The organism is Propioniciclava sp. LT432 (genome assembly GCF_059515965.1).
The window spans coordinates 180,915-207,754 of sequence record NZ_JCAKNE010000001.1 but is presented as its reverse complement, the minus strand read 5'-3'; the positions used below and the strand labels follow the sequence as shown (position 1 = coordinate 207,754).

Sequence of the window (26,840 nt, the reverse complement as noted above, 5' to 3'; positions counted from 1 at the left end):
GTCTGATTCTGCCGGGTGGGTGTGACAGTTTCCCCGGCTGGCGCGCCGGGTGAACGGGACTTCCACGATCCTGAGTGTTTCGGCTTGTGGCGGGCGGATGGGGGCGTGGGGTCAGGGATCGAGCGTGGCCAGCGCGGTGAGTGCGGTGGCGAGCATCGTGGCCCAAGGGTGGTGGCGGGCGTAGCGGAGCCGGGTCTGGCGGCTGCCGCGGGCCAGGGCGGCGGGGATGGTGTAGAGCCGGTGCCGGAGGCGTCGGGGTTCCCAGCGGCGGGCGTCGTGCCCGTTGAGGGCGAGGAGTTGCAGCCAGGCGGTCAGGTCGCAGGCCAGCGCGACGATCGCGCACCAGAGTTGGTTCTGGGTGAACGAGTAGAGGGGCAGGTTCGTCAGGCCGGTGTCCTTCGCGAGCCGGATCCGGTCCTCGCAACGCGCCCGTCGGCGGTGGCGCAGTTCCAGGTCGGCGAGTTGGCCACCGGTGGTGTTGGTGGCGAACGCGGTGATCCGGTGGCCGTCGACGTCGGTGATCCGCAGTTGGGCGCCCGGATGCGGCCTCTCTTTACGGATGATGACCCGCATCCCTTTCGGCCAGCCCTCCAGGTCGAGCAGTCCGGTGAGTTCGGCCACCCACGCGCCTTTCCGGATGCCGCCGTCAGCGTTGTAGGCGGGCTGCCACAGCTTGGCCGGGATCAGTTCGATCAGTTCGCCGGCGTCGCCGGGCAGGGTCCAGCCGGCGGAGTACTGCACGCGTTGGCTGGTGAGCCAGTTCAGCAGGTCGTGGCTGTACCCGGCACCATCAACCCTGACCAACACGCTCTTCCCGGGCCGGGAAGAGTTCACCCCCGGGAGTTGTTTGAACGCGTCGCGGAGCACGGTGATGTGATCCTTGGCGGTGTTGCTACCCGCGTTCCCGGGCCGCAACCTGATCGCCAAGGGTTCACCGGTGCCGGTGGGTCCGTGGTCGACGAACACGCACAACGGGTGGAACCCGTAACCCTTCTTGAACGTCGGTCGGGCGTTCTCCTTGTCCGAGTGCGCCGTGACGAGGGTGGCGTCCACGTCGATCACCAGCGGATGGCGGACGTCGACCCCATGGGTCGGGGCATGCTCACCGGCCAGCTGCCACACCTGCGCGCGGGCTTCGGCACGGGCGGCATCGATCGCCTTCAACACCTTCGGAGCATCGCCTGCGAGGCTGCTGATCAGCCTGGAGATCGTCGGGTCGGAGGCGACCCGCCCGTACACGGCCGGCTCGGCGCGGAGCACCGCGGCGTCGGCCAAGCAGTCGCCTCCCAGGGCAAGGCTGATCGCCAGGTCGCACACGATCTTGCCCGGGTCGTGGACCGCCAACGGCTTCCGCCAAGGCATCAACGCCCGCGACAAGCCCGCAGCCAGACCACTCACCAGAGCGGTCCGGGTGAGCAGCATGCCCCCGGCGTGTCCGACCACTCGGGTGCCATCAGTGTCATGGTGGGGCTGGGGATACACCATGGCGGTACGCTTCACCTTGAGAGTGCTTCCTTGCTTGGGACTTCTACGACTTCGACACTCGCATTATCCCAAGCCGGAAGCACTTTCGCTGTTCAAAACCCCGGAACTGCAGCCCTCGTCATGAAAGCACGAGGCTAGTGGGGCCGGGGTAGATCAACACCGATATCGGCAGCGGCAGGAGCGAGGAGCGTCGACGTGCCTTGCCTGGCCTCCATGCCCTAGGCCGGCTCGGAGAACCCCAAGAGGTGGCGGACCCGATCGCCTGGCTTTGCCCTGACATGGCCAGTTTCATGAGAGTGGCCTACATCCCCGTCGACGCCGGGTGACACCAACCTCATGAGCCGGAACATCTAGTGGACTCACTGAGGCACAGGAGGGACTCGAATTCGCGGTTGTCGCCGAGCCGCCGCAAGGTCAAGGGCCCTGGGGCCGCATCCTTGGGGTCGGTCAGAATCCGTCCCTCGCCATGGCGGAAAGCTTGGCGGCGAGCGCCTGGTCGCGGTCGGAGGCGGCGTGCTGGTAGCGGAGTGCCGCGCCGACGGTGCTGTGCCCGAGGCGTTGCATGAGCTCGGCGAGGGTGGCGCCGCTCCTGGCCGCCATGGTGGCCCCGGTGTGGCGGAGGTCGTGGAACCGAAGGTCGGGGCGTCCGGCGATGGTGCGGGCGCGTTTGAACACCTTGTAGAGACTCCCGTGATGCATGTGCTTGCCTTCCACATTGGGGAACAGCAGGCCGTCGGGTCCTGGTTGGGCGTGGTGGTCCAGGTGGTGTTCCAGCATGGGGATGACGTGCGGGGGGATGGCGACGTCGCGGACGCCGGCCTCCGACTTCGGGGTGCCGACGACAGGGGTGTGCTGGTTTGGCCAGGTGACGGCGCGACGGACAAGCACGGTCCCTGTGCGGGTGTCCGGGCTGATCACGATGTCCTTGCGTCGCAGTTCCGTGAGTTCCCCGAACCGCAGGGCGCACCAGGCGGCCAGCATGACGAGGGCCTGGTAGCGCTCGGGGAGTGCTTCTGTCAGGGCTGTCAGTTCGGCGATGTTCGCCGGGCGAATCGTCTTGACGCGCTTCGTCGTGCTGGCGCCCCGAAGCCGGCAGGGATTGGCGTCCACCAGTTCGTCGGCTGCGGCAGTCGCAAAGATGGTGCGGAGCAGGGAGTAGAGGTGCGCGCGGGCGGTCTTCTTCGAAGTGTCGAGCGTGGCGTACCAGGCCTTGACGTCTGCGCTGGTGATCGCGCGGAGCTGGGCGTCCGCGAAGTAGTCCTCGAGGATGGTCAGCATCCGGGTGTACTCCGAACGGGTCCGTGGCTTGAGCTCGCGTTCAGCCAACCAGGTGCGCCCGTACTCCCTGAAGGTCAGGGGCCTCGGTACCGGTGGGGGAGTGGGCTTCCAGCGGTGCTCCAGCAACTCGGCGTGCCTCATGTCGAGCCATGCGCCGGCGTCCCCCTTCGTGTCGAAGGTGACTGGGGCGAGATGGCGCTTGCCGTCCTTACCGATGTAGGACGCCTGATGGCGGCCAGAGGGTAGCTCCCGGATCTTCCCGAAGGAGCGCCGAGGGCGCTTTGCCTCCTCGGACTCAGTAGGCTGAGTCGCGGAGCTCACCCTCCCTGTACCCATCTGGTACACCTCCCTGTCAGTCTCTGGGTCCGTGCCCCTCGCGTGCCCTAAGAGTTGGCAACGCGACTCTATCTCAGTCCCTTCGTGACCACATCGGGCACCCGCGCATGTGCATCGCCAGCGCTTGTCAGGTCCATGCATGGGCCTCCATGGATGCCTGTGGCCAGATCACCCAAGGTCTGATTCAAATCCTGTCAGCCCGACCATTGTAATGCCTTGCCAGAGGCAACTTACGGGTCAGTAGGTGGCCTGCGTGGAACATACGTGGAACAAGACTTCGTGGGTATGGCAACACGACGGGGCTTCGCCCCGGTCACGTACTGGCCGCCGACTCCGCTCTGGCCTGCCTCGGGCGGAGTACGGCTGGTGAGTCCGAGCGCCGCCAGCGTGCCGCCACTTCCCGCCCGCAAGAGACCTTCACTAGTCTCGGACCATGCCGTACGAGCCGATCGTTCCCGACGGTCAACACCTTGGGAAATCCCATAGCGTCGATGGAGCTGTCACGGGGCATCTCTTCGAGGACGGCACGAACGACCTCAAGGGCCACGCTGCTTGGCGGTGGGTCGACGAGCCAGATCTGGATTACTCGTCGAGCTACCGATACGAATCACCGCGCGAACTGACGCCCGAGGAACGGGAGCTCGCCGAGAAGCTCGCGGCACTCATTTTGATAGGCATCATCAAGGGGGTGGAGACCGCAGCGCCTCACATCAGGCGTTGGTGGAGCGAGAAGGCTGCGCCGACCTTGCGGTCCACCTGGGAACGAATCACCACCACCGCGTCACGCAAGGCCAGTCGCAAGCTAGGGGATCGATCTCGATCTTCAGCGGTCGAGGAGACCAACTTCATGGTGTTCGACGCTGACGCGGAAGACGTGGTCGCAGAAGCGAAGATCACGATGAGCCGCGCTGAGTGGATGCACCGTTTCCATGCGATGGTTGCGGCCGGCGCGTTCCGAGAAGAGCAACGACGGATCCTCGCAAGCGCGTTTGTCGACGACGAGGACGAACCACTCGGGGGAGTGGCGGGCCCGATCGAGTTGACCTCGCAGCAGTTCGCCGACCATGTCCAGTTGATGCTGGCGGCCAACCCTTCGCTGTTGAACGAGGAGACGTCGGCCGAGCTGGTGCGCGTCTTCACCGAACGCAATGTCGCCTTACGCTTACCGGACACGGGATTCATGGAAGTGACCGGAATTCAGGGCAACAGCTCGGGCAGCGCGAACGCGAGCTGATACATCCGAGAGCTTGCTGGGCGGACACTACTTGAACGCACCGCCAGCTCAGAGATTTCGGGGCGCGCCCGGCGAAGCGTGGCAGTATTTCGCTCATGCCTGACAGAGGACTCACGACCGGCCACGAAGGCGCAATCCCACAGACACGGGATGAAGCGCGCGAAGGACTTACGCGCGGCTTGGTGAGCCTGGACGCCAATGTGCTTCTCAGCTTCTACCGATTCAGTCCGGGTGCCCGTCAGGCGCTGATCTCGGTTCTTGAAGCGCTCGGAGACCGGGTTTTCGTCACACACCAGGCCGCCCGGGAGTTCTGGCGCAACAGGCTCGCAGCGATCGACGCCCGGAATACCGCGACTGAGCAGCTGGGATCTGCGCTGTCCAGGGCTGAGAACCAAGTGCAGGACGCCGTCCGGGTCTGGGCAAAGCAGACTGCTGCGGATGCCGCGGTGGAGCAGCAAATGCTCCGGAGCGTGCGCCAGGCGTTCGAGACGTGCTCAACTACGGCTGACGGAGTCACGAACGAGTCCTCCACGTTCGCCTACGATGCCGGCCAGGACTCAGTGACACTCGCCCTTCAGCCTCTGCTGGCAGCGCGAGTTGGCAACCCGCTTCCTCCGGAGCAACACGAGGATGCCGTGGCGGAGGCTGCCCGAAGGACTCAACTGGGCCTTCCCCCTGGCTTCCGAGATGCGAAGAAGGAGGATGCCGGTGGCGCGGACGGGGCGAGTGGTGACTACTTGGTTTGGCTCCAGTCCATGGTCGAAGCAGAGGCGCGCGGGTTGCCTCTGGTCCTTGTCACGGGTGATGAGAAGGAAGATTGGTGGTGGAAGCACCGCGGCCAACTGCTCGGCCCGAGGAGCGAGCTTGCAGAGGAGTTCCATGAGCGGTGCGGGGCAGCACTCGTGATGCTGCGCCCCCTTCAGTTGATTGAACACGCGGATGTTCTAGCGGTGACCGTGTCAGAGGAAGCCCGGTCGGAGGTCGAGCGCAGCACGATCTCCGACACCCCGACCTGGACCGAGCAAGCAGTGGAGGAGTTGCTCGCGCGACTGCGCTACGAAGGTCGCGAACAGGAGGCGGTGATTCGGCGTGCCGCTCAGAACGGCGGGTCAATCGACCGCGACTCCCTATACGCACTGTGTGGCTACGGCGCGGATCGAATGCTACGGGGCTTCACGCGTCCAACGGCTCGGATCACCGCCGACCTCGCCGCCGAGGGCTACATCGACGATGGTGTGGCGCCGATGCTCACCCCGGTGTACGAGGGAGGGGTACAGGCACTTCGCTTTGAGATCCCACCTGAGGTCGTCACCATTCTCAGCTCCATCGGCATGGCGCGTGAGGAAGCCAGCACTCGCCCGTTCGTAGCCGGTTGAGCATCGCGCTGGCCGAGGCTCGGGTCGCGCAGTTGTGTGGGCGTGTCCTGGTCGGTGCCTCGCTGGAGGCGGTGATCGCCCGAGACGCCCCGACGGAGGGGGTTCTGGTGCAACGCCAGCCTTAGCTGTCGGTCAATGCGGCCCTTGGGTCAACCGCTCGCAGGCCTGCCAGCTAGGCTTCCAGGAGTTCCTTATATCCTCCGCGCCAAGACAGCCGCAATAGCGGTTGGGCCGCGGTCCCCACCCGCTCGAGGCGCTCCGCCCGGCCAGGGCTGAAGCACGCGATACCTCGACTGCCCAGTCGGTAGGCGCCTGCCAGCTCGTGGTCGAAGTCGGTCGCCGCCATCGCGCGTTCGTCGTCCCAGGTTTCGTCGCCGTAGACACCTTCCGAGGATGCGCGAAGCACAGTGAGGAGGTCGTCGGCATCCTTGGTCTGGGCCGGTTGGCGTCCGGCGAATGCGATGAGTTTCAGAACGGCGATGAGTTCGAGGGGAGCGACTGGAAGCAGTTTGCCGGACGGGAGAGTGAGGAGATCCGCGTTGCCGGCAGCCTCAGCGCAGCCGAGAACGCTGAGGCTCGACTCGTGGATAACCACCTCGCCGTCCCGTTCGAGGTCGCCGAAGGGCACGACGTCGACTTGCTGCCCGAGCAGCCTCCGGCGCTGCCAGGCTCGAGTTGGTTCGCCGATGTTCGCCAACATCGCGTCGAAGTCGACGGCGTCTTGGGCGGCGATGGCGATGTCGACGTCGTTGGTCGCGCGGCGGGGGAGAGCGACGCGTCCAAGGATGAGTGCAAAGTCTCGGGCGGCGGCGCCGATGAGAACCCACTGGCCCCGAGCACCAAGGGCATCGACCAAGGCGTCCAGAAGTTCACCTGGTACGGGCAGGTCGCGCTCAGCCAAGGGCGCAAAGGTGCGCATCGTTCCTCCTGAGGTTGGTCGCGATCTCAAGCGAGCGGGAGTCTCCGTCGCGGAGCAGGTCCCCGTAGATCAAGACGCTCGGCACCAAGCCGGGCTGCGACGAGGGCAGGCCGTCTCCCCAGAAGCGCTCGCGCACGTCGACCTGAAACGGGGTGGGGTCGGTCGTGAGGCGCAGCAGGGTCACGGCAGGACCAAGAGCGGCGGCGTAGACAATGCCGTCGGTCGCGCGAACCTGATCGTCCAGGGCTGCAGCCGCGGCTGCTCCGCCGAGGAGGACCACGCCCGGGGCTTCAGCTCGCAGCTTGTCGGACCAACGAGGGTCGGCGGCGTACAGCGCCCGCGGCGAAAGTGGACGCAGGGCCAGCCTTCGATAGGACTCTGCCCACGTATCGAGCAGCCGGCCGGGCTGGTGGAGTTGGCCGTCCAGAAGGAGCCCGGAATCGGTGAGCTGGGCGAGCGTGTTGTGGACGGTGCCGATCGAGGCCCTTGCGGCCGTAGCCAGCACGCGCACAGGGCGGGCCGCCAGGTCGGGGTTGGCCAACAGCGCGAAGGCCACCCGGTGGCTGGCGCGGTTGAGTGCCAAGGCGCCTGGTGCCCGCGTCGCCTGCGCTTCCAGGCTTGCCGACTTGGCGCGCATGTCGGTGCGGCCAGGCTTGTCGGCGTGGGCGAACAGCACTGTGCGCCCGTCCAGCGACACGTGGGTGTTGCCACGCTCGTCCAGGAAGCTGGCGCCCGCGTCCGCGAGGCGGTGCACGGTGGTGTCGTCAAAGCCGCTGCTCACCAGTAACGGCAACCACCCCGGCTCCTCATTGGGCGTCCGCGGATTACGGCCCACAGGGTGAACCTGAACCCGATGCAGCGACGACCCATGGCGTAGGACGAGCCGGCGGCCACTGTAAGGCTGCACTGATAAGGCGGTGACGTCCCTCATTCCCGCGCGCACCAAGCTCTGCTGGACGAGTCGCGCCAACTCTTCGCCCTGAGTGTTCAAAAGACCCATGTGTTCAATATAGCTGAACAGGGCTACATTTTGAACAGCCGCATGCATGGTACTCACCACCGGCGGTAGCGATCCTCGGTTCGCTCGGTCGGGATGGCGGGGAACAACTTGTCCAGATCTTCGATCCGCACGCGGATGAGCTTGTAGCCGAGCTTGACGGCGGGCAGGTCGCCCGAGCTGATGCGGCCGGCGCAGGGTGTAGGTGCTGACGGCGTAGATCCTGGCGGCCTCGCGTAGCGAGATCCACTCGGGATCGGTGCGCTGAGTGTGGGGGACGGCCATGGTGTTTCCTTCCGGTTGGTGCCCGGTACGTGCCGGGCAGTGGGGAGTTCAGATGCCGATGCCGGGGCTTCGGTGAGGGCTCAGGGATGGCGCTTCGTGGCGCCGGGGATTTGTGCGGGCCTGTTGTGGTGGCCAGACGGTCTCCCAGACTTCGTTGAGCCAGGGTTCGAGGCGGTAGCGCAGGGCGTCGGCCTTGTGCTCGTCGGGCAGCGGCCGGCGTGCGGCCTGAAGGAGGTGGTCAACCAGGTCACGGCCTTGCGGGTCGATGGCGGCACATTCGCGGGCGAGCCGGATGGTGGCCGGGTCGTCGATGGTGTCCGGCACGGCTCGGTGGATGCGGTTGAGCCAGGCGAGCACGGGTTCGCATTCGCCGGCGATGAGGTTGTCGAGCTGATGCTGTGCGCGCGCCTCGGCCAGGCGGTACTGGGCTGGCCCGGTGGGCCGCAGGTCGGTGTCGGGGATCCCGTGGGCAGCGCGCCACACTTCGACCCGTGCGATGGTGTCGGGCGCTGGCTTCTCGACGAGAGCTGCCGCCCACCGCGGGGGCGTTTGAGCTGTGGCCACGTCCTGCTGGACGCGTTCGGCCAGTTCGGTGATGAGGGCCACTCTGGCGGCGATGTAGTGGCGCCATTCGGGCGCGGCCAGGACCTTGTCGGGGACGGCCGACAGCCAGGGGAGCGTGCGGTGCTTGTCGTTCTCGGCCCGAAGGCTGACCACGTCGAGGTGAACCGCCCCGGGTTTCGTGGAGGCTCGGTTAGGTGGATCCGACCTCGGTGAGGACCGGGTTCTTACGGTAGTGCTCGACGGGCTGGCTCGCCCAGTGGTTCGTCTCGTACTCGGCCGGCGGGACGAGCCCGATCTCGCCGTGGAGGCGTCGGCGCGCCGGCGGGCCCACAGCCCCATGTCGAGGGCATCCAGAGCCAGATCGGTGCGCAGGCTGGTGGACACCTGCCAGCCCACGACCATCCGGCTGAACACGTCCAGGACGAACGCCACGTAGGCCCACCCGGTGTGCGTCCGGACGTAGGTCAGGTCAGCCACCCACAACTGGTTCGGGGCGCCGGCGACGAACGCGCGACCCACCAGGTCTTCTGGCCGCTGGGTCTGGGTCGGGTCGCTGATGGTGGTCTTGCGGGTCTTCTCCCGTGGGATGCCGCGTAGGCCGTCGGCCTTCATCAGCCGCTCGACGGTGCACCGGGCCACCTTGGTGCCCGTTCGGTTGAGCTCGGCATGGATCTTGCGGGCACCGTAGACGCCGAGGTTGGCCCGATGTGCGGCCCGGATCTGGCCGACGAGTTCGGCATCGCGGATCGCGGGCCGACGGCGGACGATCCCGGGCGGCGTAGTAGGTGCTCGGGGCGATCTGCACACCAGCTGCCTTCAGCACCGTGCAGATCGGCTCGACCTCGAACCGGTCGCGGTACTGGTCGATGTAGTCGACCAGCACCGCGACGGGCACCGCTACCTGATCTTGCGGTCGAGCTCCGCGGCCGCGAAAAAGCCGCGGACGTCTTCATGATCTCGTTGGCCCGACGCAGCTCGCGGACCTCGCGCTCGAGCTCGGCCAGCCGAGCCGCGTCATCGGTCGTCGTCCCGGGCCGCACTCCGCCGTCGACCTCGGCCTGACGCACCCAGTTCCGCAACGCCTCCGGGTGCACCCCCAACTGATCAGCGACCCGCTTGATCGCCCCACGCGACGACTCAGGATCCCTCCGCGCATCCAACGCCATCCTCGTCGCCCGCTGCTGCAACTCAACGCTGTACTTCTTCGGTGCTCCCATGACTCTCATCTTCCTTCACAGGTTTGAGAGCCTCCATCAGACCCGGGGCGGTTCAAAGTGCCCGCAGAATGCGGCGGTCGTGCGCCGTGACGCCCGGTGAGGACGGCGGCCGCCCTACGTGACCTCGCCAGCATCACTCTCGATCGGGGCCGCGATCCCGCTGCGGCTCGGCGATCGCGAAGACAGCCACCGTGGCGACCCGGGCCATGGGCGATGGCCTGCGTCTCAGGTGCAGTTGGGCCTCGTCTGATCGAACTGGATCGCCTCAAGTTGTGCAATAGCCGGGTGTAGACCCACAGGAGTCGTCCGATGTCACGGACCGATGCCGACGTAGACCGTTTCGAGGTACTCCTCAATGCCCTGGTGCGACCCTTCGCGGCCGAGACCTGACTGCTTCACGCCGCCGAATGGGGCGGCCGCGTCTGAGATCACCCCGGCGTTGAGGCCGACCATGCCGTATTGGAGCCGGTCCACCAACCGCAGCCCGCGTCCGACGTCTCGAGTGAAGACATAGGACGCCAGCCCGTACTGGGAGTCGTTGGCGAGGGCGACAGCCTCGTCCTCCGTCGTGAAGGTGCGCACCGAGATCACCGGGCCGAAGATCTCTTCGGTATGGATGGCGGCGGTCTCGCCGGCAGCGCTGAGGACGGTGGGTGGGTAGAAGTATCCGCGCCCTCCGGGAACGGTTCCCCCCGTGTGGACGATGGCGCCCTTTCCGACCGCGTCGTCCACGAGTTCGTGCACCTTCGTCCGGGCCTTGTCGTCAATGAGCGGTCCCAGGGTCGTGCCCGGCTCTGTGCCGTGCCCCACAACGAGCCTGGCCGCACGCTCGGCCAAACCGGTGACAAAGGCGTCTGCGATCGATGCTTCGACGAAGAATCGGTTGGCGGCTGTGCAGGCCTCACCGTTGTTGCGGAACTTCGCTTGCATGGCGGTGGTCGAACAGGTCTTCGGTCCGGGCGTCGAACTCGACGTCGAGCCCGCCACACGGGTCAGGTTCGCCTCGGTCTTCCGGCAGGGTTACTCCAGCCGGGTGCTCTACCTCGGCGTCCTCATCCTGTGCCAGGTCGTGCCGATGTACGCGATGTACATCTTCGGGCCCGTCATCATGGCGGCGTTCGGGCTGGCTGAGGGTAGCCTGGCCGTGCTGGGGGAGGCGCTCGTCAGCCTGTTCTTCCTGATCGGTACGGTGCCGGCGATGTTCTGGCTGAACTCGCTGGGGCGGCGTCCGTTGCTCATCGGGTCGTTGGCCCTGATGACCGTCGGCCGGCTCATCCCCGGAGTGTGGCCGGGCGCGCCCGTGGCCGTCATCGTGACGGCCTTCGCCATCTACGCCTTCTTCTCGGGCGGGCCCGGCATCCTGCAGTGGCTCTACCCGAACGAGATGTTCCCCACCGAGGTGCGGGCAACGGCGGTGGGCGTCGCCATCGCGATCAACCGGATCGGTGTGGTGATCTCCACCTACGGCCTGCCCCTCATGCTCGATGAGTTCGGCATCGGTCCGACGATGTTGGTGGGTGCTGGACTGCTCGCCATCGGCTTGGTGCTCTCCGTGTTCATGGCCCCGGAACCCGTGGGCTCACCCTGGGCGAGGCGAGCTCGCTGCGTTCAGGTCAGATCGGTGCTCGCGGGGCCTTGGCCACCGCCCAGAGAAAGGAATGAAGTGGCTGATTTCGATGCCATCGTCGTCGGGTCTGGCTGTGCCGGCCCCGCCGCCGCCTACGAACTGGCCAAGGCCGGACGAAGCGTCCTCGTCATCGAGCGCGGCAACGCGTGTGGGGCGAAGAACGTCTCAGGCGGACGCCTCTACACCCACGCCCTCCGGGCCATCTGGCCTGACTTCGCGGCCTCGGCGCCCCTGGAGCGTCGGATCACCCGCGAGCGGGTGACCATGCTCGCCCCGGACGCCGCCACCACCCTGGACTTCAGCGACACACTCATGGCGGACGAACGCTACGAGTCGTACTCCGTGCTGAGGGGACGCCTCGACCCGTGGCTCGCCGCACAGGCGGAGGAGGCCGGAGCGGAGTACATCAACGGCATCGCGGTCGAGGCGCTGCTGAAGGAGGGTGGGCGTGTCACCGGCGTCCGCGCCGGCGACGACGAGATCACCGCCGACGTGGTGCTGCTGTGCGACGGGGTCAACTCCTTGCTGGTCCCGGACGCCGTGGGCGCGCCCCGCCCCGCGGCCAACCAGCTGGCCGTCGGCATCAAGCAGGTCATCGCGCTGCCCGAGAAGGTGGTCTCCGACCGTTCGCTGTCCGCCGACGGCGAGGGCATGGCGTGGCTGTTCGTCGGCGACGCGACCCAGGGTCAGGTGGGCGGCGGATTCCTCTACACGAACCGCGACTCCATCTCGGTGGGCCTCGTGGCGACGATCTCCGACCTGACGGCGTCCGAGGTGTCGCTGCCGAGGATGCTGGAGGACTTCAAAGCGCACCCCAGCGTGGCGCCGATCCTCGTCGGCGGCCAGGTCGTGGAGCACTCGGGCCACATGGTCGCCGAGGGCGGTTACGATGCGATGCCGCCGCTGGTGGGGGACGGTGTCCTGCTGGCGGGGGAGTCGGCCCTGATGTGCGTGAACGCGGGCTACACCGTCCGGGGCATGGACCTGGCGCTCACGGCCGGGCAGCAGGCCGGACGCAGCGCCGCCGAGGCGCTCGAGGCCGGGGACACCTCGGCGGTCGGGCTCTCCGGCTACCGTCGCGCGCTCGAGGACAGCTTCGTCCTGAAGGACCTGAAGACGTTGCGGAGGTTCCCGCACTTCATGGAGAGCACACCGCGGCTCTTCGGGACGTACCCGAGCGCGGCCCGCGACCTGATGCGCGGCCTCTTCCTCGTGGACGGGACGCCGATGCAGCCGATGCTCAAGTCGATGATGCCGCTGGTCAAGAAGATGGGCGTCCGAAATCTGGTCAAGGATCTCAGCAAGGGAGTGAGGGCACTGTGAGCAGCACCATTCCGGCCACGGCGAACGTCGATGCCTACCTGGCCGCCAACAAGTACGAGGTCGACGAGAGCCACCCGCACGTCGTCCTGGTCGACCAGCCTGATCGGGAGACCTTCCTCAAGCTGGCCCGGGTCTGCCCCGCGGGCCTGTACAAGGTCGGTGACGGCGGTGAGCTGATGTTCGACCACGCGGGGTGCCTCGAGTGCGGTACGTGCCGTTTCGCGGGCCCCGAAGCACTCGCCGCTTGGGAATACCCCCAGCCGAGCATGGGGGTCGAGTACCGCTACGGGTGAGCTGCGGGGCGACTCGCCAACGCAGGTCTCAGAGCCAGCGTCGCGAGCGCGCGGTAGTCGTCGTACGCGGGGCCGAAGCGCGCGGAGAGGGCGCGTTCCTCCGGCGCGATCTGGAAGCGTTCGAGCCAAGCGACGTAGCCGGGCAGCCACTGCAAGCCCGGGGACAGGTGTTCGGGCGTCGGCCGGCGACGTTGCACCCTCCGATGCTACGCAGACGCGAGGGCCTTCGCCTCCATCACGCCTGCAGCTCTCGCGCTTGAGTATTGAGGTCCCGTACCCCGGACAGGCGTTCGAGGAGAGATCGGATGTTGCCCGTCGCCTCACTCAAAGCGTCCGCGGGTGGGGTTTCGCGCCCGTGGACCACCGCGTTCCGGAGGCGCCACATGCGTTCAAGGTCACGCAGGTCCTGTTCCTCAAGCATGTCAGAATCGGTCAGCACCTCGGTCGAGGGCGGGTAGGGACCAGAAGCCGTGGGCGGGAGAATGCCCTGCAGGATCGTCTCCAGCCTGATCCACTCGGAGAGGAAGGTGGCAGCGACCTCGGTTTCATGCTGCTCGCCGGAACTCTCGGTGAGTCGATTCCGGCCCCTCCGGATCGTCGCGAACTCCTCGTACCGGCTGCCGTCTTGGGCGAGGATGGCGTTGATGACCTGCTCTGCCAACGGGCGACGGTCGAGATCGCTGTGCAGCCGTCTGAGGTAGGGCGCGACTCCGTCCGGGGTCCCCAGTCCCAGGCGGATGAGGAGCTCGAACAACAGGTCGACGCGGCCCAAGCCCTTTTCGGGGACGGTGCTCAGGTGGTGCTCGTCCTCGGCGCACTGGATGAGGTGGGCCGCCAGGTCGTAGTGCGAACGGAAGGGTCGGTGCAGCTCGCCGACCCGTTGGCGTCCGGCTTCCTGGAGCTGCTCGAGCGCGATCTCACCCGCGATGACGAGTCCGTTCAGTTGGTCGAGCAGGGCCAATTCTCGATCGGAGAGACCTCCTTGAGTCGGCTTGTAGGCCAAGTCGTGCTCGACCTCGGCCCACCCGTGCATCAGAACCGAGGCCACCTGGATCTCGATGTCGGCCCTCGCCGTGGGATCGGGGTCATGCCCGGGCTTCCGGGGCAGTCGAACCCGATAGTGCGTGGCGGTGTAGCCGGAGAACTTCTTCTGGCTGGACGGTCCTGCCCGGTTCGGGAACTCCCGTGCCGGCTCGATCTCCTCGAAGGTGTTCTTGATGATGGCGCCCACCAAGTCGCGGTCGCCGGGGAAGTACAGCGCCACCCGGACGCCCGCCAGGTCGACGATGTCCCGGTACATGTCGTCGACCGAGGTGTAGGCCTTCTCGGGGGCGCGCTTCCTCAGCTTCTCCTCGAGGCGCCCCGGCTGCTTGGCGCGGTGCGTGACGATCGCCCGAACGCCGGCTTCGGCCAGGCTGGCCTCCAACCGATTGGCTGCTTGGCCGGCCACCTCGGCGTAGAGGTCGTACTCCTGCGTGTAGCGCTCAACACACTGGCGGATCAAGTTCATGGACAGTCCATCCTCGAGAGCCGATCGGCCACCGGTGGCCTCATTCGGGAAGCCCGGCCAACTCGTTGATCCGGGCCTCCAACTCGTCGATCCGGTGCTGGAGGCCCTGGTTGGTGGCCCGAAGCGCCAGCACCTGTTCAACGCCGGCGAGGTTCAGGCCGGCGGCCAGAAGGGAGGCGATCTCCGTGGCGCGGTTCAGGTCGCGCGGACTGTAGCGGCGGGTTCCTCCCGACGTGCGGTGAGGGGTGAGCAGTCCGCGTTGCTCGTAGACGCGCAGCATCTGGGGTGTCACCTCGGTGACCTCTGCGGCCGCCGAGATCGAGAACTGTGCGCGGTCGCCCTCCACGTTCGTTCGCCCTCGTGAATCGTCCATGTGCTCCTCCCTCCGCCTCTTGACAGTGTTGCATGGACGGAGTGAATCTAAAACGGTCGATGCAGATTCTGGATCGACGGGCTGTGGCCGATCGATGAAGGAGGATTGCGTGTACCCAGCCAAGGACGCACACGAGCTTGCGCTCCTGCTCCGAACCAGCCGAGAACTCGACATCGTGGGCGACGTGACCGCCACCGTCGACAGCCCCTCCGAGTTGCTCGCCTGGGCACTCGTCCTGTCCCATCCCGACGTGGTCGCCTGGCGAGCGAAGGATTCGGGCCACCGTTACCTGCACGTCACCGCGGACCGCAACCGCGCCCCCGTGCGCGGACGTGTCACGGCCGTCCTGGATGGTGAGCACCACCGGGCCTACTGGACGGCCATGGGCCTGGACGACCTGCCGGCCGGCGGGCGCCGGAACTTGGCGGTGGGCGACCTGTCGGCGGCGTGGGACCTGATGCCGATCGTGCCTCGCGCCACGGGACAGACGGCTCCTCCCGAGCCGCCGCTCGCCGCGAACGGGGACACCTGAGCCGACCCACGAGGAAGCCGCGTCCCTCCCAGCCGCACGGTCCCAGCCGGTGCGTCGTAAGCTTGGGGACCGCCAGGGTGACCGCGGCCTGTGGGCCCGCAGACTGATCGGTCTCCGCGAGCGATGACGCGCGGAACAGGAGGCTGAGGCGATGTCCATCACCCGTCCCGCTGCGGTCGCCGGGCTGTTCTACCCCCGCAACCCCGCGACGCTCGCGGCCCAGGTCGATGCCCTGCTCGCGGAGGCGAGCTCCTCCCTGGAGGCGGTGGTGGGGCTGCCGACGGGTCCGCCCAAGGCGCTGATGCTGCCCCATGCCGGGTACGTGTACTCCGGCTCCACGGCGGCTCTGGGCTACGCGCTGCTGTCACGGGACAGCGCCGCCATCGAGCGTGTCGTCCTGCTCGGCCCTGCCCATCGCGTCGCCGTGCGCGGGCTCGCCATCGACCGGGCCGACGCCTTCGCGACTCCGTTGGGACTGGTTCGTGTCGACCGGGCCGCCGCAGCCGGCCTCCCGTCCGTGGTCGAGGCTCCTCAGGTGCACGCGCAGGAGCACTCGCTCGAGGTGCACCTCCCGTTCGTTCAGCGGGCACTGGGTGACGTGGCGGACGTCCCGTTGGCGGTCGGCAGTGCTTCACCGGAGGAGGTCGGCGGGGTCCTCGAGGCGTTGTGGGACGGGCCCGGCACCGTCGTGATCGTGTCCTCCGACCTGTCGCACTACCTGCCCTACGACGAAGCCCGGGCCATGGACGAGGACACCGTCGCCGCGGTGCTCGCCCTGGCCGGGCCGGTCCACCACCGGCGCGCCTGCGGGGCTGCCGCCCTGAACGGACTGCTCGCGGTGGCGCGCACGCACGGGTTGACCCCCCGCTTGCTCGGCATGTGCAACTCAGGGGACACCGCCGGCGACCGCGGCCGGGTCGTGGGTTACGCGGCCATCGGGTTCTGGGCGGGGGAGCAGCCATGACGCTGCCGGAGGACGCCGGAGGCGTCCTGACCGCGCTGGCCCGAACCGCCATCGCCGAAGCGCTCGGCCTGGCCGCCCGACCGATGGCGGCGAACGCCGCGTGGCTGGACGAACCTCGCGCCACGTTCGTCACGCTGACCGTGCGTGGACGGCTTCGCGGATGCATCGGGAGCATCGAGGCACACCGCCCCCTCCGCGAGGACGTGGTGGCGAACGCCCGTGCGGCGGCGCTCCGTGACCGACGCTTCCCGCGGCTGACTGCCGACGAACTGGACGCCGTGCGCATCGAGGTGTCGGTGCTGACGCCGCCAACACCTCTCCCGGTTTCCTCGCGGGCGGACGCCATGGCCCGACTCCGTCCGGGGGTCGACGGCGTGGTCGTCAGCCGGAGGGGGGAGGGGGCGACGTTCCTGCCCCAGGTGTGGGAGCAACTCCCGGACGCCGATGACTTCCTGTCACACCTGTGGCGCAAGGCGGGCCTTCCGCCGCAATTCTGGGACGACGAGGTGCGATTGTCTGTGTACAACGTCACGTCCTGGACGGAGAATGGTGTCGAGAGGCACGACGATGACCACGACATCCCATCCGGCCCGCTGGTGGCACCAGACCCCTGACGGCCGTCTCCAGTGTGACCTGTGCCCGCGCGAGTGCCGGCTGAAGGACGGCCAGCGGGGGTTCTGCTTCGTCCGCATGCGTGAGGGGGAGCAGGTGGTGCTCGACACCTACGGCCGATCCTCGGGCTTCTGCATCGACCCCATCGAGAAGAAGCCGCTCAACCACTTCCTCCCCGGCACGGCGGTGCTGTCCTTCGGCACCGCCGGGTGCAACTTGGGCTGCAAGTTCTGCCAGAACTGGGACATCTCGAAGTCCCGCGAGCAGGACAGGCTGCTCGACCAGGCCGGGCCCGAGACGATCGCGCGGACGGCGTCCCAACTCGGCTGCGACTCGGTGGCCTTCACCTACAACGACCCGGTGATCTTCGCCGAGTACGCCATCGACGTCGCTGAGGCCTGCCGGGCGCGCGGCGTCCGCACGGTGGCGGTGACCGCCGGCTACATCAACGACCCCGCCCGGCGCGAGTTCTTCGCGGCCATGGACGCAGCCAACGTGGACCTGAAGGGGTTCACCGAGGAGTTCTACCAGAAGGTCACCGGCGCCCATCTCCGCACGGTGCAGGACACGCTCGTCCACCTGCGCACCCAAACCGATGTGTGGTTCGAGATCACCACACTCCTGATCCCCGGGCACAACGACGACGAGGAGCAGGTGCGCGCGATGGCGCGCTGGGTCGTCGCCGAGTTGGGGCCGGACGTCCCGCACCACTTCACGGCGTTCCATCCCGACTGGAGGATGGCCGACGTGCCCCCCACCCCGGCCGCGACCCTCACCCGGGCCAGGGAGATCGCCATGGGGGAGGGCGAGCGGTTCGTCTACACCGGCAACGTCCATGACAGCGCCGGTGGAACGACGACCTGCCCCGGTTGTGGCCTCGACCTCATCGTCCGTGACTGGTACCGGATCGAGGAGTACCGGCTCTCGCCCGAGGGCGCGTGCCCACGGTGCCTCACCGTCCTGCCCGGCGTCTTCGCGGCATCGCCGGGCTCGTTCGGTCCCCACAGGATCCCCGTCCGCCTCGCGCGCTGAAGGGACCCGCCCCGCGACCAGCAAGCGCTTGTGCGGCAAGCAGGCGGGCGCCCCACCACCGTGGTGTTTGCTGATTGGGCAGCGCCAATGGCCCCCGGAGAGGAGAATTGATCCACCACATGGGGGCAGGAGTTGCCATGGCGAGCAGCAGTGGTCCACGGTCGACGCGCAGCGGTCGTGGCGTCCGGGTCTTGGTCTTGTCGATCGTGGTGTTGGCGGTGGTGGTCGCGGGCGGAGGTCTTTACGCCACGCGCGGCTTGCCGGGACGCCCAGCGCCGACGTGGCTGGGCAGCGGGCCGATCGCCCACCGCGGCGATTGGACGGACGGGCCCGAGCGGCCCGAGAACTCGTTGGCCGCCTTCCAGTCGGCGCTCGACCTCGGCTTGGCGATCGAGTTGGACGTCCAACTCACGTCGGACGGGGTGGTGGTCGTCCTCCATGACGACGACCTGGGCCGTATGACCGGCGAACCCGGCCTGGTCATCGACCTCCCTGCTGCCGACGTGACCCGGCGGCATCTGCTGGGTGGTGACCAGCGGGTGCCCACGCTGGAGGAGGTCCTCGCTCTGGTCGACGGCGCTGTGCCGCTCCTGATCGAGCTGAAGGACCAGCCGGTGGCGGGACCGCTCGAAGAGGCGGTGGCCGCGTCGCTCTCGTCCTATCGGGGCGAGGTTGCCGTCCAGTCCTTCAACCCGTTCCTGCTCCAGAGGATGGCTGCCCTGGCCCCTCAGGTGGCACGAGGCCAGCTGACCGGGGACTTCGAAGGAGAGGACCTCGCGTGGTACGAGGTGTTCCTCCTGCGGAACCTCCTGATGAATTGGGCGAGCCGACCCGACTTCGTGGCCGTTGAACTCGGCCTGGTGCCGTCCCCGGTCGTGACCGTTCAACACTGGTGGGGACGGCCCGTCCTGTGCTGGACGGCGGAGGACGCCGAGGACGCCAGGACGGCGGCCGCCCGGTGTGACGGCGTCATCGGGAACCCCGGCTCGCGCTCCAGCGGATAGCCAGAGAGCGGAGCCGTCATGGGAACCAAGGGCCGCACGTGGCTGGCCGTCCTGCTCGGGGCGTTCATGGTGGTGCTCGGCGTGCTCGGTGGGCTGCGGGCGGGTGCGCAGGAGGAGGTCCGGCTGTACTTCTTCTGGGGCGACGGCTGCCCCCACTGCGCAGCAGCCAAGCCGTATCTCGAGGGCCTCGAGGAGACCCGTCCCGGCCTGGTGGTGGTGCAGAAGGAGGTCTGGTACGACGAGGCCAATCGCCAGGAACTCGTCGGGATGGCCGAGCGGCACGGGTTCCAGCCGACAGCCGTACCGACCTTCCTCCTCGGTGAGGAGCACTGGATCGGGTTCAACGACGGGATCGCCGCGGAGATCGACCGGGCCGTCGGACGTTGCCTGGCGGCCGGGTGTCCGGACGCCGGCACCTGGGTCGCCGGTGCGGCACCCCCGGGAACTTCGGCGGACACGGTCACGTTCCCCGCCACGCCGGTCGACGCCCCGGTGCCGTCGGCCTCGGACACGATCGAGGTCCCGTGGGTGGGCACGGTCGACCTCGCGACGCTCTCGCTGCCGGTCACCACCCTGCTGATAGCGGCCGTCGACGGGTTCAACCCGTGCTCGTTGTGGGTGCTGGGCGTCCTGATCGCACTGAGCCTGCGCAGCGGCTCGCGCCGGGTGACCCTGATCGTCGGTCTCGTCTTCATCACGGTCACGGCCCTGGTCTACGGGCTGTTCATCACTGGCATCTTCAGCGTGGTCAGCATCGCGACCATGTCGCCCTGGCTCCGCGTTCTGGTGGCGGCCATCGCCGTCGCGTTCGCCCTGGTCAACATCAAGGACTACTTCTGGTTCAAGAAGGGGATCTCCCTCTCCATCCCCGAGGGCGCCAAGCCCGGGATCTACCGGCGCATGCGGGGGGTCCTCGCCAACACCGACAACCTGCCGGCCCTCGTCACCGGCACGGTCGTCCTGGCAGCGGGGGTGTCGATCGTGGAACTCGCGTGCACGGCCGGTTTCCCCCTCGTGTGGACGTCCATCCTGGCCGAGCACCAGACCACGGGCGTGCAGTTCCTGGCCCTCCTCGCGCTCTATCTGCTCGTGTACCAACTGGACGAGTTGATCATCTTCGGCACGGCGCTGCTCACCCTCCGGGCCACCAAACTGCAGGAGGGCGGCGGGCGTGTCCTCAAGCTCGCCGGCGGCATGCTCATGCTGGCCCTCGCCGTCGCCATGCTCGTGGACCCGACGTGGATGTCGGGGCTCGCCTCGTCGCTGCTCGTCGTGCTGGTGGCGTTCGTCGCCACGGCGCTCGTGCTCGTTGTGCACAAGGTGGTCTGGCCGTCAGCGCGGGCGCACGCCGATGGACGCCACCCCACTCAGTCGCGCACGACGTCGAAGCTGGCACAGACGAAGTCACCGTTGCGAGCGGTGCCGGTGAGGCGCAGGTCGAGCCGGCGCGGGAGCAACGGAGCGCCGCCGCCCAGCGTCACCGGCGCATAGCTCACGATGACGTCGTCGAGCAGCCCATGGTCGGCGAACTGACCGATCAGGTCACCGCCGCCGACCAGCCAGATGTCGCGTTCCGCAGCCGCTTCCACCATGGCCGCGTGGACCTCGGGGACCGGATTTTGGGTGAACCGCACGTCCGCCCCGCGGGGCGGAGCCGGGAGCGATCGGTGCCTGAAGACCCAGCAGGGGATGTCGTACGCCCAGGGCTCGCCCGTCGCGGCGTTGTGGTCCATCACCCACTGGTAGGTCGAGGCGCCCATGGTGAGGGCGCCGATCTCGCGGATGAAGGGCTCGTAACCGAAGGGCCCCTCGGGGTCGATCTGCTGGGCGAACAACCAGTCCAGCGAGTGGTCCTGGGTGGCGAGGTAACCGTCCAAGCTGCTGGCGGTGTAGTAGCGGGTGCGTGGAGCGGTGGCGTCCATGCCTCCATGGTGGCCCGGGACTCACGCCGGGTCCATGATCTCCTCGACGGTGAGGTCCGGGACCTCGAGCAGGTGGGGCTGCTCGAGGAGGCGGCGGAACATGAGGAGCGACCGGGCCAGGTAGTGCCCGTCGCTGATGCGCTCGTCGAGGGAGAACCCCAGGGTGACGCATCGGCGTGCCACGACCGTCCCGGTCGCGTCGACCACCGGAGTGGGCCTCGCCTGGCCGAACGTGATGAACAGGCTCGCGCTCCCGTGCCGGTAGAGGTGGTGCAGCGGCGCGTCCAGCCCGATGGATCCGATGTGCGCGATGTAGACGCTGGTGTACAGCGGGATGGCGTCGATCAGGGCGCGCGGCAGCGCGTTGTGGTGGTCGAGTTGTGCGAGCAGCCAGGCCAGCAGGCGCAACGCGGGACGGGGCCAACGGCTCACCGCATCGATGAGTTGTTCGTCGGCAGGGTGGGCGCCGTCGCGAGCGGCACAGATGGACGGCCGGGCGATGTCGCGGACCTGTTCGACCGTCTCGCCGCCGGTGAACTGCATCCGCACCTCGGCCAGTTCGCCGGCATCGTCCATCTGTCGCTTCACGGCCAGGGTGACGGCGATGCCGCGGTGGTCGTACGTCCGCTGGCCGACGATGAACCGATTCGCCTCCGGGCGCAGCCGCAGGATCCGGGCCAGGGCGGTGATGTAGGCGTGCAGGGCCGTGACGCTGTCCTCCGCCGGACGCCCGGCGTTGCGGGAGGCCAGCCAGGCCTCCAACGCCTCGACGTCGAACTGGTCCCGGTAGAGGACGGTCGACTCCGTCCGGGTCGGCATCATGTAGGGCATCACCCGGCGCAACCCCGACAGCGCGGTCACGCGGCTGCCATCCGATCGGCTCCCGAACATGGCTCTCCAGTCTGTGAGGACCCTTGGGTCGATCATGGCCGCGTGCTTGCTCGATTCGCCGGAGGCGCGAGCACGGTATCTGGAAGGATTCGATCCATGACGGGTTGGGGGATCATCGGTGTCGGCGACGTGACCGAGGTGAAGTCGGCGCCGAGCGTGTTCCGTGCGCCCGACTCGGACGTGGTGCAGGTGATGCGGCGAGACGCGGCGCGGGCGCAGGACTTCGCCGCACGGCACGGCGTGGGTCGGTGGACGACGGACGCCCGTGCGGTCATCGACGATCCCGAGGTCACCGCCGTCTACGTGGCGACGCCGACGGCCCTGCACGCCGAGTACGCCATCGCGGCGGCCCGTGCAGGCAAGCACGTCCTGGTCGAGAAGCCCATGGCCATGTCCGCGGACGAGTGCCGCCGCATGATCGAGGCGGCGGACGCCCACGGCGTCCGGCTCTGGGTGGCCTACTACCGGCGCGCCCTCCCGCGTTTCGCCCGGGTCCGCGAGCTGTTGGCCGAGGTGGGGCAGCCCTTGACCGTCCACACCACCTGGCGCAAGCCGACCACCGTCGACGGGTGGCGCTGGGATCCGGCCCTCAACCGTGGCGGCGAGTTCTACGAGACGGCCTGCCACTCCGTCGACATCCTGCACTGGCTGTTCGGGCCGTCGTCGGACGCCGCGGGCTCCACTGCCGCGGACGCCCATGCGGTGGCAGCCACGTGGCGCTTCGGCGACGTCCTCGCGACCGGGTCGTGGGCGTTCGGTTCCCTCGACGCCCACGACGAGACCACCGTGGTCGGCACCCGGGGCGTCCTGAGCTTCGCGACCTTCGCGGCGACCCCGATCCGGTTGGTCACCAGCGAGGGCACCAGGTCCTTCGAGGTGGCTGATCCCGTTCACGTGCACGGCCCGCTGGTGGCCACGATCCTCGACGAACTACGTGGCGCGGGGGAGTGCCCCAGCACGGGACGCACCGCTGTTCGGACCGCGGAACTGATGGACGCGATCCTCGCCGGATGACCCCCGCGGCTCCACCGGCGTGGAACGATGGACCATGGTTTTCGGCATCGTGTTGACACTGGCCTGTGTGGCCGGCGTCATCCTGGGCGTGGTGAGGAGGAGCAGGGCACTGGTGATCGGCTCCGCGGTCCTGCTCGTCCTGGTGATCGCCGTGTGGATCTACTTCTACCAGAACCCCTACTGATCGGGTCAGTGGCCGAACGTGTCCGAATCCGCCAGCGTGTAGGAGTCCCGGGACAGCCCCGACAGACGACTGATCGCGTCCTCATCCAGGCGGACGCCCAACGCCGCGAAGTTCTGGGCCAGGCGATCCGGATTCGCGGACTTGGGGATCGGGACCAACCCCTGTTGCAGGTGCCACGCCAGGACTGCCTGCCCGGGCGTGACGCCGTGGGCCGCGGCAACCTCGGCCACCACCGGGTGCTCCATCAGGCCGTTGCCGGCGGCCAGCGGGGCCCACGCCTCGGTGGTGATCCCGTTGCGCGCGTGGAACGCACGCTCCTCGGTCCGCTCCGTGAAGGGATTGCACTGGATCTGGTTGACGTCGGGCGCAACACCCGTGGCGTCGATGAGGCGCTGCAGGTGCGCCGGCTTGAAGTTGGACGTCCCGATGGCGCGGACGAGGCCCGACTCGCGCGCTTGGATCAAACCCTCCCAGGCCCGGACGTAGAGGTCCTGGTCGGGGTTGGGCCAGTGGATGAGGACGAGGTCGGCATGGTCGAGCCCGAGCCGACCCAGGTTCTCGCGAACGCCGGCCACAGCATCCGCGTGCCAGCGCCGGTTGAACTTCGTCGTGACGAAGACCTCCTCGCGCGGCAGCCCGGACTCACGCACGGCCCGGCCCACCCCGGCCTCGTTGCCGTAGTTCTCGGCGGTGTCGACCAGGCGGTAGCCGATCTCGAAGGCGGAGTGGCACATCGTGGCCACCTCATCGTTGTCCAGCGGCCAGGTGCCGACCCCGATGGCGGGTAGCGCGACGCCGCCGGCCAGGGGAATCTTCGGAGCGGTGTTGATCATGGGGGCCATCCTGCCCCCGCGCGCAACACTCTGGGCCGGAGGCTGGCCTTCCGATTAATAGTCAGGTAAACTAGACAGATCAGGGACGCGGAACGGACCGCAGCCCCTCGATCGCTCGCCGGCGCAACCCCGCGCTGCGAGACATGACGAACAACAATCCGTGCCGCAGGCTGCCTCCCGCGCCGTGGCCGGACGATGTGAGGAGAAGACGAAGATGAACATTCACACCGCACGATGGTCCCTGTCCCCGGCGCACCTGTCCTGCGGCCACACGATGGCCGTACGCGAGGGGGAGGCGTCCGCCTACTGCTCCTGGTGCGCCCGGAGCGTGGACGTCCTGGCCCTGGGCGCCTGACGCCCCGAACCGACTCCGCCGCCCCGACTGGTCATCCAGTTTGGGGCGGCGTTCTCGTTCCTCACGCCAGGGCGGCCTTGACCTTCGCTGCCACGGTGGACCCCTCCGCCCGTCCGGCCACCCGGCCATTGACGGCCTTGATGATGGCGCCCATCTGGCGCATCGTCGGCCTCTCCCCAGCGGACGCCTCGGCGGCGGCGACCTCCTCCGCAACGACCGCGTCCAGTTCCTCGTCCGAGAGCATCGCAGGCAAGTAACGGCCCAGGAACTCGGCCTCCGCGAGCTCCTTGGCCGCGAGCTCGGGACGGTTGCCATCGGTGTAGGCCTGCGCCGAGTCCTTGCGCGCGCGAACCTCGCGCTGCAGGACCGCGACCTCCTCGGACTCCGACAGCTCCCGCGCCTCCTTGCCGGCCACCTTCTCGTTCTTCAGGGCGCCGATCGCCATGCGCAAGGTCGTCACCAGCTCGGAGTCGCGGGCCTTCATGGCGGCGACCATGTCCGTGTGCAGTGTCTGCTCGAGGGTCATCGGTAGTCCTTTCGTCGATCTGCCATCTTTCCACGGCTGGAGCCAGGGGGATGGACCGGCTCAGCGATGCTGGGCGGCAGCGGTTTCGAGAGCCGCGAGGAGCGCTTGTCGGTCCCGGGTCGACTCGAAGGTGCTGAGCGCTGTCATCAGGTCCTCCTGCCACGCCTTCGGCGCGGCGGCACCGTGGGCGATCGAACTCGCGAGCTTGTCCTCACGGAAGGAGCGCATCGCCGACCGTTGGTAGGGCGGGAACTCGTGGTCGGGGATGTCGAACCGCGCAGGAATGGAGCCCTTGGTGAGGTTGAACTCCTTCTGCGCCTTGGGAGACCCGACCAGGATCAGCCAGTCCTTGGCGCCATCAGGGTTCTTGGCGTCGGTCGGGAGCGCGAAGGAGTCCGCCAGGAACAGGAAGCTTCCGTCCGTACCAGGAGTGGGCCAGTGGTGGAAGTCCTCGTCCTCCTCCAGGTCCCTCTCGGCGAATCGTCCGATGGCCCAGTCGCCCATGACGGCGTACGCCGCCTGGCCGTCGATGACCCGATCGATGACCTGGGGCCAGTCGGAGGCACCCTCGGACTCCGCGAACGACATGAGCTGGGCGTACTTGTCCACCGCGGAGACGACCTCGGCGCCGCCCCAGTCCCCGTCGGCGAAGAGCGCGTTGTACGCTTCGGCACCGAGTTCCGAGAGGAGCACGCTCTCGAACAGGTGGAGGTGCGTCCACGGGGCCGTCCCCAGTGCGAGCGGCGCCTCGATTCCGGAGTCCCTCAGCTTCTGCATGTCGGCGAGCCAGGCGTCGAGATCGGCCGGGGCGTCCTTGCCCAGACCCGCCCTCTCCAGGAGGGCGGCGTTCGACCACACCACGTTCGACCGGTAGACATTCGACGGGACCGAGTAGATGTTCTCGTCGGCCGTCAGCAGTTCCAACAGGGTCCGCGGGAACACGGAGGCGCCGCCCAGGCGACCGATCACGTCGTTCACGGGCTGGACCTGGCCGGCGATGATGAGGTCCAGCATCTCGGCGCCTGCCCGCGTCTGGAAGGAGTCCGGGGGGTTCCCGCTCCGCAGGTCGGCCTCCAGTTGGGCCTGGGGATCCGAGCCCGCGCCGACCGCGGCAGTCAGGTTCACGAGGCGGTCATTGGGGAACTGCTTCCTGAAGAGCCATTCGAAGTCACCCATGGCCAACTGGTCCGTCCCGTCGGTCCACCACGTGTACACGCGGACGTCGCCGCCCGCCCCACGGGGGTCGGGGGTCGCCGAGGCGGACGCGGTCGCCGGGGGCACGTCCGGGGTCGGCACGCTGGTCACCGGCACCCGTCCCGAGCATCCCGCCAATGCCAGCAACCCGGCCAGGCCGACTGCCATGGCTGTCGTGAACCGCATCCAAACCTCCTCGATCGGGTGGGGTGTGACCGACGCCCCACCGGTGCCCCGCGTGTCAACAATAGGGCCCGGTGCAGGAGGCGTGCGCCGAGCCCTCACCGGTACGGTGGCTCCATGGGAGCCCGCATGTTCACCGCGATCCTGCCCCCGACCACCCTCGTCGAGGAACTCGACCACTTCCTCGAGCCACGGCGTATGGCAGAGGTGCGCCTGCGCTGGACCCGGCCCGAAAGCTGGCACCTGACCACGGCCTTCATGGGGGACGTCCCCGACCGTGCGCTCGACGAGTTGGCGGAGAACCTCGCCGAAGCAGCGGCCCGGACGCCGGCGTTCCGGCTCCGGCTGGGCGGTGGGGGAGCCTTCCCGTGGCCCCTCGAGACCAAGGTGTTGTGGCTCGGGGTACCCGAGGGGGCGAACGACCTCACCGCCCTGGCCGAGCGATGCCGCAACGCGGCTACACGGTCGGGCGTCCGGGCTGACGGGGCACGCTTCATCCCGCACCTGACACTCGCCCGTGCCAACCGCCCGATCGACACGACCAGGCTCGTGCGAGTGCTCGACACGTGGGAGGCCGACGCGTGGGACGCCACCGAGCTGGTGCTCATCCATTCCCACCTGCACGACCCGGGCAACCGGTACGAGGTGGTGGGACGCTGGAGCCTGGGTTCGAGCACCGAGATGTGACAATCGATCCTCCCCCCGCAGGAACTAAGGTGAGGCAACGCAGCGCTGCCACGAAGGCAGCGCCGACCCGTAAGGCAGCGCCGACCCGCA

28 protein-coding genes, 1 pseudogene and 1 other annotated feature are annotated in these 26,840 nt (G+C 68.2%); of the genes and pseudogenes, 14 read left to right on the top strand and 15 right to left on the bottom strand.

What is annotated here, in order from left to right; translation table 11 throughout:
• Positions 1 to 111 precede the first annotated feature (111 nt).
• On the bottom strand, positions 112 to 1,500 hold the full coding sequence (locus tag AC5YDV_RS01000; RefSeq protein WP_496181734.1) for an IS1380 family transposase: 1,389 nt from the start codon (positions 1,498 to 1,500) through the stop codon (positions 112 to 114).
• 137 nt (positions 1,501 to 1,637) lie between these two features.
• On the opposite strand from AC5YDV_RS01000, the gene AC5YDV_RS00995 reads away from it, so the two are divergent.
• Positions 1,638 to 1,811, top strand: coding sequence for an SDR family oxidoreductase (locus AC5YDV_RS00995; RefSeq protein WP_496181751.1), 174 nt, complete (start codon positions 1,638 to 1,640; stop codon positions 1,809 to 1,811).
• 121 nt (positions 1,812 to 1,932) lie between these two features.
• Here the strand turns inward: AC5YDV_RS00995 and AC5YDV_RS00990 are convergent, their stop codons facing one another.
• Complete coding sequence (locus tag AC5YDV_RS00990) at positions 1,933 to 3,099, bottom strand: tyrosine-type recombinase/integrase (protein ID WP_496181733.1); 1,167 nt, start codon at positions 3,097 to 3,099, stop codon at positions 1,933 to 1,935.
• A 433-nt stretch (positions 3,100 to 3,532) separates the two neighbouring features.
• Here AC5YDV_RS00990 and AC5YDV_RS00985 point away from each other — a divergent pair, with 433 nt between their 5' ends.
• Both AC5YDV_RS00985 and AC5YDV_RS00980 read left to right on the top strand, forming a co-directional pair.
• Complete coding sequence (locus AC5YDV_RS00985) at positions 3,533 to 4,333, top strand: hypothetical protein (protein ID WP_496181732.1); 801 nt, start codon at positions 3,533 to 3,535, stop codon at positions 4,331 to 4,333.
• A 182-nt stretch (positions 4,334 to 4,515) separates the two neighbouring features.
• The gene (locus tag AC5YDV_RS00980; protein ID WP_496181731.1) at positions 4,516 to 5,709 is read left to right on the top strand and encodes a PIN-like domain-containing protein; all 1,194 of its coding nucleotides are present in this window, start codon (positions 4,516 to 4,518) and stop codon (positions 5,707 to 5,709) included.
• Between the two features lie 172 nt (positions 5,710 to 5,881).
• Here the strand turns inward: AC5YDV_RS00980 and AC5YDV_RS00975 are convergent, their stop codons facing one another.
• The 5 genes and pseudogenes from AC5YDV_RS00975 to AC5YDV_RS00955 all read right to left on the bottom strand — a co-directional run bounded on the left by AC5YDV_RS00975 (position 5,882) and on the right by AC5YDV_RS00955 (position 10,621).
• Positions 5,882 to 6,628, bottom strand: coding sequence for a hypothetical protein (locus AC5YDV_RS00975; RefSeq protein WP_496192317.1), 747 nt, complete (start codon positions 6,626 to 6,628; stop codon positions 5,882 to 5,884).
• Positions 6,603 to 7,421: a type IV toxin-antitoxin system AbiEi family antitoxin gene (locus tag AC5YDV_RS00970; RefSeq protein ID WP_496192316.1), complete on the bottom strand. Its 819-nt coding sequence runs from the start codon at positions 7,419 to 7,421 to the stop codon at positions 6,603 to 6,605. The genes AC5YDV_RS00975 and AC5YDV_RS00970 overlap by 26 nt, the downstream gene beginning before the upstream one ends.
• Before the next feature lie 537 nt (positions 7,422 to 7,958).
• Positions 7,959 to 9,281 carry an IS3 family transposase gene (locus tag AC5YDV_RS00965; RefSeq protein WP_496181728.1) on the bottom strand — a complete coding sequence of 441 codons (1,323 nt, stop codon included), beginning with the start codon at positions 9,279 to 9,281 and terminating at the stop codon, positions 7,959 to 7,961.
• Positions 9,265 to 9,414, bottom strand: a sequence feature (AL1L pseudoknot). It overlaps the preceding gene by 17 nt.
• Positions 9,415 to 9,445: 31 nt before the next feature.
• A pseudogene (locus AC5YDV_RS00960) lies at positions 9,446 to 9,691 on the bottom strand (transposase); the annotation flags it as partial.
• 312 nt (positions 9,692 to 10,003) lie between these two features.
• Positions 10,004 to 10,621 (bottom strand): aldehyde dehydrogenase family protein, encoded by a 618-nt coding sequence (locus AC5YDV_RS00955; protein WP_496181727.1) that lies wholly within the window; start codon positions 10,619 to 10,621, stop codon positions 10,004 to 10,006.
• Here AC5YDV_RS00955 and AC5YDV_RS00950 point away from each other — a divergent pair.
• Together AC5YDV_RS00950 and AC5YDV_RS00945 are read left to right on the top strand one after the other, a co-directional pair.
• Entirely contained in the window at positions 10,620 to 12,641 is a 2,022-nt protein-coding gene (locus AC5YDV_RS00950; protein WP_496181726.1) for an FAD-dependent oxidoreductase, read from the top strand. The two genes, AC5YDV_RS00955 and AC5YDV_RS00950, sit on opposite strands and share 2 nt — an antisense overlap.
• Complete coding sequence (locus AC5YDV_RS00945; RefSeq protein WP_496181725.1) at positions 12,638 to 12,934, top strand: ferredoxin family protein; 297 nt, start codon at positions 12,638 to 12,640, stop codon at positions 12,932 to 12,934. The genes AC5YDV_RS00950 and AC5YDV_RS00945 overlap by 4 nt, the downstream gene beginning before the upstream one ends.
• Here the strand turns inward: AC5YDV_RS00945 and AC5YDV_RS00940 are convergent.
• Genes AC5YDV_RS00940 through AC5YDV_RS00930 form a run of 3 tightly spaced genes read right to left on the bottom strand, consistent with a single transcriptional unit; the run spans position 12,925 to position 14,817 of the window.
• Positions 12,925 to 13,131: a hypothetical protein gene (locus AC5YDV_RS00940; protein ID WP_496181724.1), complete on the bottom strand. Its 207-nt coding sequence runs from the start codon at positions 13,129 to 13,131 to the stop codon at positions 12,925 to 12,927. The genes AC5YDV_RS00945 and AC5YDV_RS00940 overlap by 10 nt on opposite strands.
• Positions 13,132 to 13,169: 38 nt before the next feature.
• Positions 13,170 to 14,444 carry a GTP pyrophosphokinase gene (locus AC5YDV_RS00935; RefSeq protein ID WP_496181723.1) on the bottom strand — a complete coding sequence of 425 codons (1,275 nt, stop codon included), beginning with the start codon at positions 14,442 to 14,444 and terminating at the stop codon, positions 13,170 to 13,172.
• Positions 14,445 to 14,484: 40 nt separating this feature from the next.
• Entirely contained in the window at positions 14,485 to 14,817 is a 333-nt protein-coding gene (locus tag AC5YDV_RS00930) for a MerR family transcriptional regulator (protein ID WP_496181722.1), read from the bottom strand.
• A 109-nt stretch (positions 14,818 to 14,926) separates the two neighbouring features.
• Here AC5YDV_RS00930 and AC5YDV_RS00925 point away from each other — a divergent pair, with 109 nt between their 5' ends.
• From AC5YDV_RS00925 to AC5YDV_RS00905, 5 genes are all read left to right on the top strand, one after another.
• The gene (locus AC5YDV_RS00925) at positions 14,927 to 15,349 is read left to right on the top strand and encodes a hypothetical protein (RefSeq protein ID WP_496181721.1); all 423 of its coding nucleotides are present in this window, start codon (positions 14,927 to 14,929) and stop codon (positions 15,347 to 15,349) included.
• Between the two features lie 151 nt (positions 15,350 to 15,500).
• Complete coding sequence (amrB, locus tag AC5YDV_RS00920) at positions 15,501 to 16,313, top strand: AmmeMemoRadiSam system protein B (RefSeq protein WP_496181720.1); 813 nt, start codon at positions 15,501 to 15,503, stop codon at positions 16,311 to 16,313.
• Positions 16,310 to 16,927 carry an AmmeMemoRadiSam system protein A gene (gene amrA / locus AC5YDV_RS00915; RefSeq protein WP_496181719.1) on the top strand — a complete coding sequence of 206 codons (618 nt, stop codon included), beginning with the start codon at positions 16,310 to 16,312 and terminating at the stop codon, positions 16,925 to 16,927. Before amrB ends, amrA begins: the two co-directional genes overlap by 4 nt.
• Entirely contained in the window at positions 16,881 to 17,957 is a 1,077-nt protein-coding gene (gene amrS / locus AC5YDV_RS00910; protein WP_496181718.1) for an AmmeMemoRadiSam system radical SAM enzyme, read from the top strand. Before amrA ends, amrS begins: the two co-directional genes overlap by 47 nt.
• Positions 17,958 to 18,094: 137 nt before the next feature.
• On the top strand, positions 18,095 to 18,961 hold the full coding sequence (locus AC5YDV_RS00905) for a glycerophosphodiester phosphodiesterase family protein (protein WP_496181717.1): 867 nt from the start codon (positions 18,095 to 18,097) through the stop codon (positions 18,959 to 18,961).
• A 1,367-nt stretch (positions 18,962 to 20,328) separates the two neighbouring features.
• Here AC5YDV_RS00905 and AC5YDV_RS00900 read toward each other — a convergent pair.
• Both AC5YDV_RS00900 and AC5YDV_RS00895 read right to left on the bottom strand, forming a co-directional pair.
• Positions 20,329 to 20,883, bottom strand: coding sequence for a dihydrofolate reductase family protein (locus AC5YDV_RS00900; protein WP_496181716.1), 555 nt, complete (start codon positions 20,881 to 20,883; stop codon positions 20,329 to 20,331).
• A 21-nt stretch (positions 20,884 to 20,904) separates the two neighbouring features.
• A complete protein-coding gene (locus tag AC5YDV_RS00895; protein ID WP_496192315.1) occupies positions 20,905 to 21,744 on the bottom strand; it encodes a 2-oxo acid dehydrogenase subunit E2 in 840 nt (279 codons plus the stop codon).
• Between the two features lie 126 nt (positions 21,745 to 21,870).
• On the opposite strand from AC5YDV_RS00895, the gene AC5YDV_RS00890 reads away from it, so the two are divergent.
• On the top strand, positions 21,871 to 22,788 hold the full coding sequence (locus tag AC5YDV_RS00890) for a Gfo/Idh/MocA family protein (RefSeq protein ID WP_496181714.1): 918 nt from the start codon (positions 21,871 to 21,873) through the stop codon (positions 22,786 to 22,788).
• 34 nt (positions 22,789 to 22,822) lie between these two features.
• On the top strand, positions 22,823 to 22,972 hold the full coding sequence (locus AC5YDV_RS00885; protein WP_496181713.1) for a hypothetical protein: 150 nt from the start codon (positions 22,823 to 22,825) through the stop codon (positions 22,970 to 22,972).
• A 5-nt stretch (positions 22,973 to 22,977) separates the two neighbouring features.
• On the opposite strand, the gene AC5YDV_RS00880 is transcribed toward AC5YDV_RS00885, so the two are convergent.
• The gene (locus AC5YDV_RS00880) at positions 22,978 to 23,805 is read right to left on the bottom strand and encodes an aldo/keto reductase (RefSeq protein ID WP_496181712.1); all 828 of its coding nucleotides are present in this window, start codon (positions 23,803 to 23,805) and stop codon (positions 22,978 to 22,980) included.
• A 214-nt stretch (positions 23,806 to 24,019) separates the two neighbouring features.
• On the opposite strand from AC5YDV_RS00880, the gene AC5YDV_RS00875 reads away from it, so the two are divergent.
• Complete coding sequence (locus tag AC5YDV_RS00875) at positions 24,020 to 24,160, top strand: hypothetical protein (RefSeq protein ID WP_496181711.1); 141 nt, start codon at positions 24,020 to 24,022, stop codon at positions 24,158 to 24,160.
• 61 nt (positions 24,161 to 24,221) lie between these two features.
• Here AC5YDV_RS00875 and AC5YDV_RS00870 read toward each other — a convergent pair whose 3' ends face one another.
• A complete protein-coding gene (locus tag AC5YDV_RS00870) occupies positions 24,222 to 24,686 on the bottom strand; it encodes a GatB/YqeY domain-containing protein (RefSeq protein WP_496181710.1) in 465 nt (154 codons plus the stop codon).
• Positions 24,687 to 24,746: 60 nt separating this feature from the next.
• Positions 24,747 to 26,066 (bottom strand): ABC transporter substrate-binding protein, encoded by a 1,320-nt coding sequence (locus AC5YDV_RS00865; protein WP_496181709.1) that lies wholly within the window; start codon positions 26,064 to 26,066, stop codon positions 24,747 to 24,749.
• 114 nt (positions 26,067 to 26,180) lie between these two features.
• On the opposite strand from AC5YDV_RS00865, the gene thpR reads away from it, so the two are divergent.
• Complete coding sequence (gene thpR / locus AC5YDV_RS00860) at positions 26,181 to 26,750, top strand: RNA 2',3'-cyclic phosphodiesterase (protein ID WP_496181708.1); 570 nt, start codon at positions 26,181 to 26,183, stop codon at positions 26,748 to 26,750.
• Positions 26,751 to 26,840 lie beyond the last annotated feature (90 nt).

What these genes read in the sequence shown, in the direction of transcription:
- AC5YDV_RS00975 (WP_496192317.1), bottom strand. Translation starts at nt 6,628, where the DNA reads ATGCGCACCTTTGCGCCCTTGGCTGAGCGCGACCTGCCCGTACCAGGT.
- AC5YDV_RS00990 (WP_496181733.1), bottom strand. Translation starts at nt 3,099, where the DNA reads ATGGGTACAGGGAGGGTGAGCTCCGCGACTCAGCCTACTGAGTCCGAG.
- AC5YDV_RS00930 (WP_496181722.1), bottom strand. Translation starts at nt 14,817, where the DNA reads ATGGACGATTCACGAGGGCGAACGAACGTGGAGGGCGACCGCGCACAG.
- amrA (WP_496181719.1), top strand. Translation starts at nt 16,310, where the DNA reads ATGACGCTGCCGGAGGACGCCGGAGGCGTCCTGACCGCGCTGGCCCGA.
- amrB (WP_496181720.1), top strand. Translation starts at nt 15,501, where the DNA reads ATGTCCATCACCCGTCCCGCTGCGGTCGCCGGGCTGTTCTACCCCCGC.
- AC5YDV_RS00865 (WP_496181709.1), bottom strand. Translation starts at nt 26,066, where the DNA reads ATGCGGTTCACGACAGCCATGGCAGTCGGCCTGGCCGGGTTGCTGGCA.
- AC5YDV_RS00985 (WP_496181732.1), top strand. Translation starts at nt 3,533, where the DNA reads ATGCCGTACGAGCCGATCGTTCCCGACGGTCAACACCTTGGGAAATCC.
- AC5YDV_RS00955 (WP_496181727.1), bottom strand. Translation starts at nt 10,621, where the DNA reads ATGCAAGCGAAGTTCCGCAACAACGGTGAGGCCTGCACAGCCGCCAAC.
- AC5YDV_RS00900 (WP_496181716.1), bottom strand. Translation starts at nt 20,883, where the DNA reads ATGGACGCCACCGCTCCACGCACCCGCTACTACACCGCCAGCAGCTTG.
- AC5YDV_RS00935 (WP_496181723.1), bottom strand. Translation starts at nt 14,444, where the DNA reads ATGAACTTGATCCGCCAGTGTGTTGAGCGCTACACGCAGGAGTACGAC.
- AC5YDV_RS00870 (WP_496181710.1), bottom strand. Translation starts at nt 24,686, where the DNA reads ATGACCCTCGAGCAGACACTGCACACGGACATGGTCGCCGCCATGAAG.
- thpR (WP_496181708.1), top strand. Translation starts at nt 26,181, where the DNA reads ATGGGAGCCCGCATGTTCACCGCGATCCTGCCCCCGACCACCCTCGTC.
- amrS (WP_496181718.1), top strand. Translation starts at nt 16,881, where the DNA reads ATGACCACGACATCCCATCCGGCCCGCTGGTGGCACCAGACCCCTGAC.
- AC5YDV_RS00905 (WP_496181717.1), top strand. Translation starts at nt 18,095, where the DNA reads ATGGCGAGCAGCAGTGGTCCACGGTCGACGCGCAGCGGTCGTGGCGTC.
- AC5YDV_RS00880 (WP_496181712.1), bottom strand. Translation starts at nt 23,805, where the DNA reads ATGATCAACACCGCTCCGAAGATTCCCCTGGCCGGCGGCGTCGCGCTA.
- AC5YDV_RS00885 (WP_496181713.1), top strand. Translation starts at nt 22,823, where the DNA reads ATGGTTTTCGGCATCGTGTTGACACTGGCCTGTGTGGCCGGCGTCATC.
- AC5YDV_RS00875 (WP_496181711.1), top strand. Translation starts at nt 24,020, where the DNA reads ATGAACATTCACACCGCACGATGGTCCCTGTCCCCGGCGCACCTGTCC.
- AC5YDV_RS00950 (WP_496181726.1), top strand. Translation starts at nt 10,620, where the DNA reads ATGGCGGTGGTCGAACAGGTCTTCGGTCCGGGCGTCGAACTCGACGTC.
- AC5YDV_RS00890 (WP_496181714.1), top strand. Translation starts at nt 21,871, where the DNA reads ATGACGGGTTGGGGGATCATCGGTGTCGGCGACGTGACCGAGGTGAAG.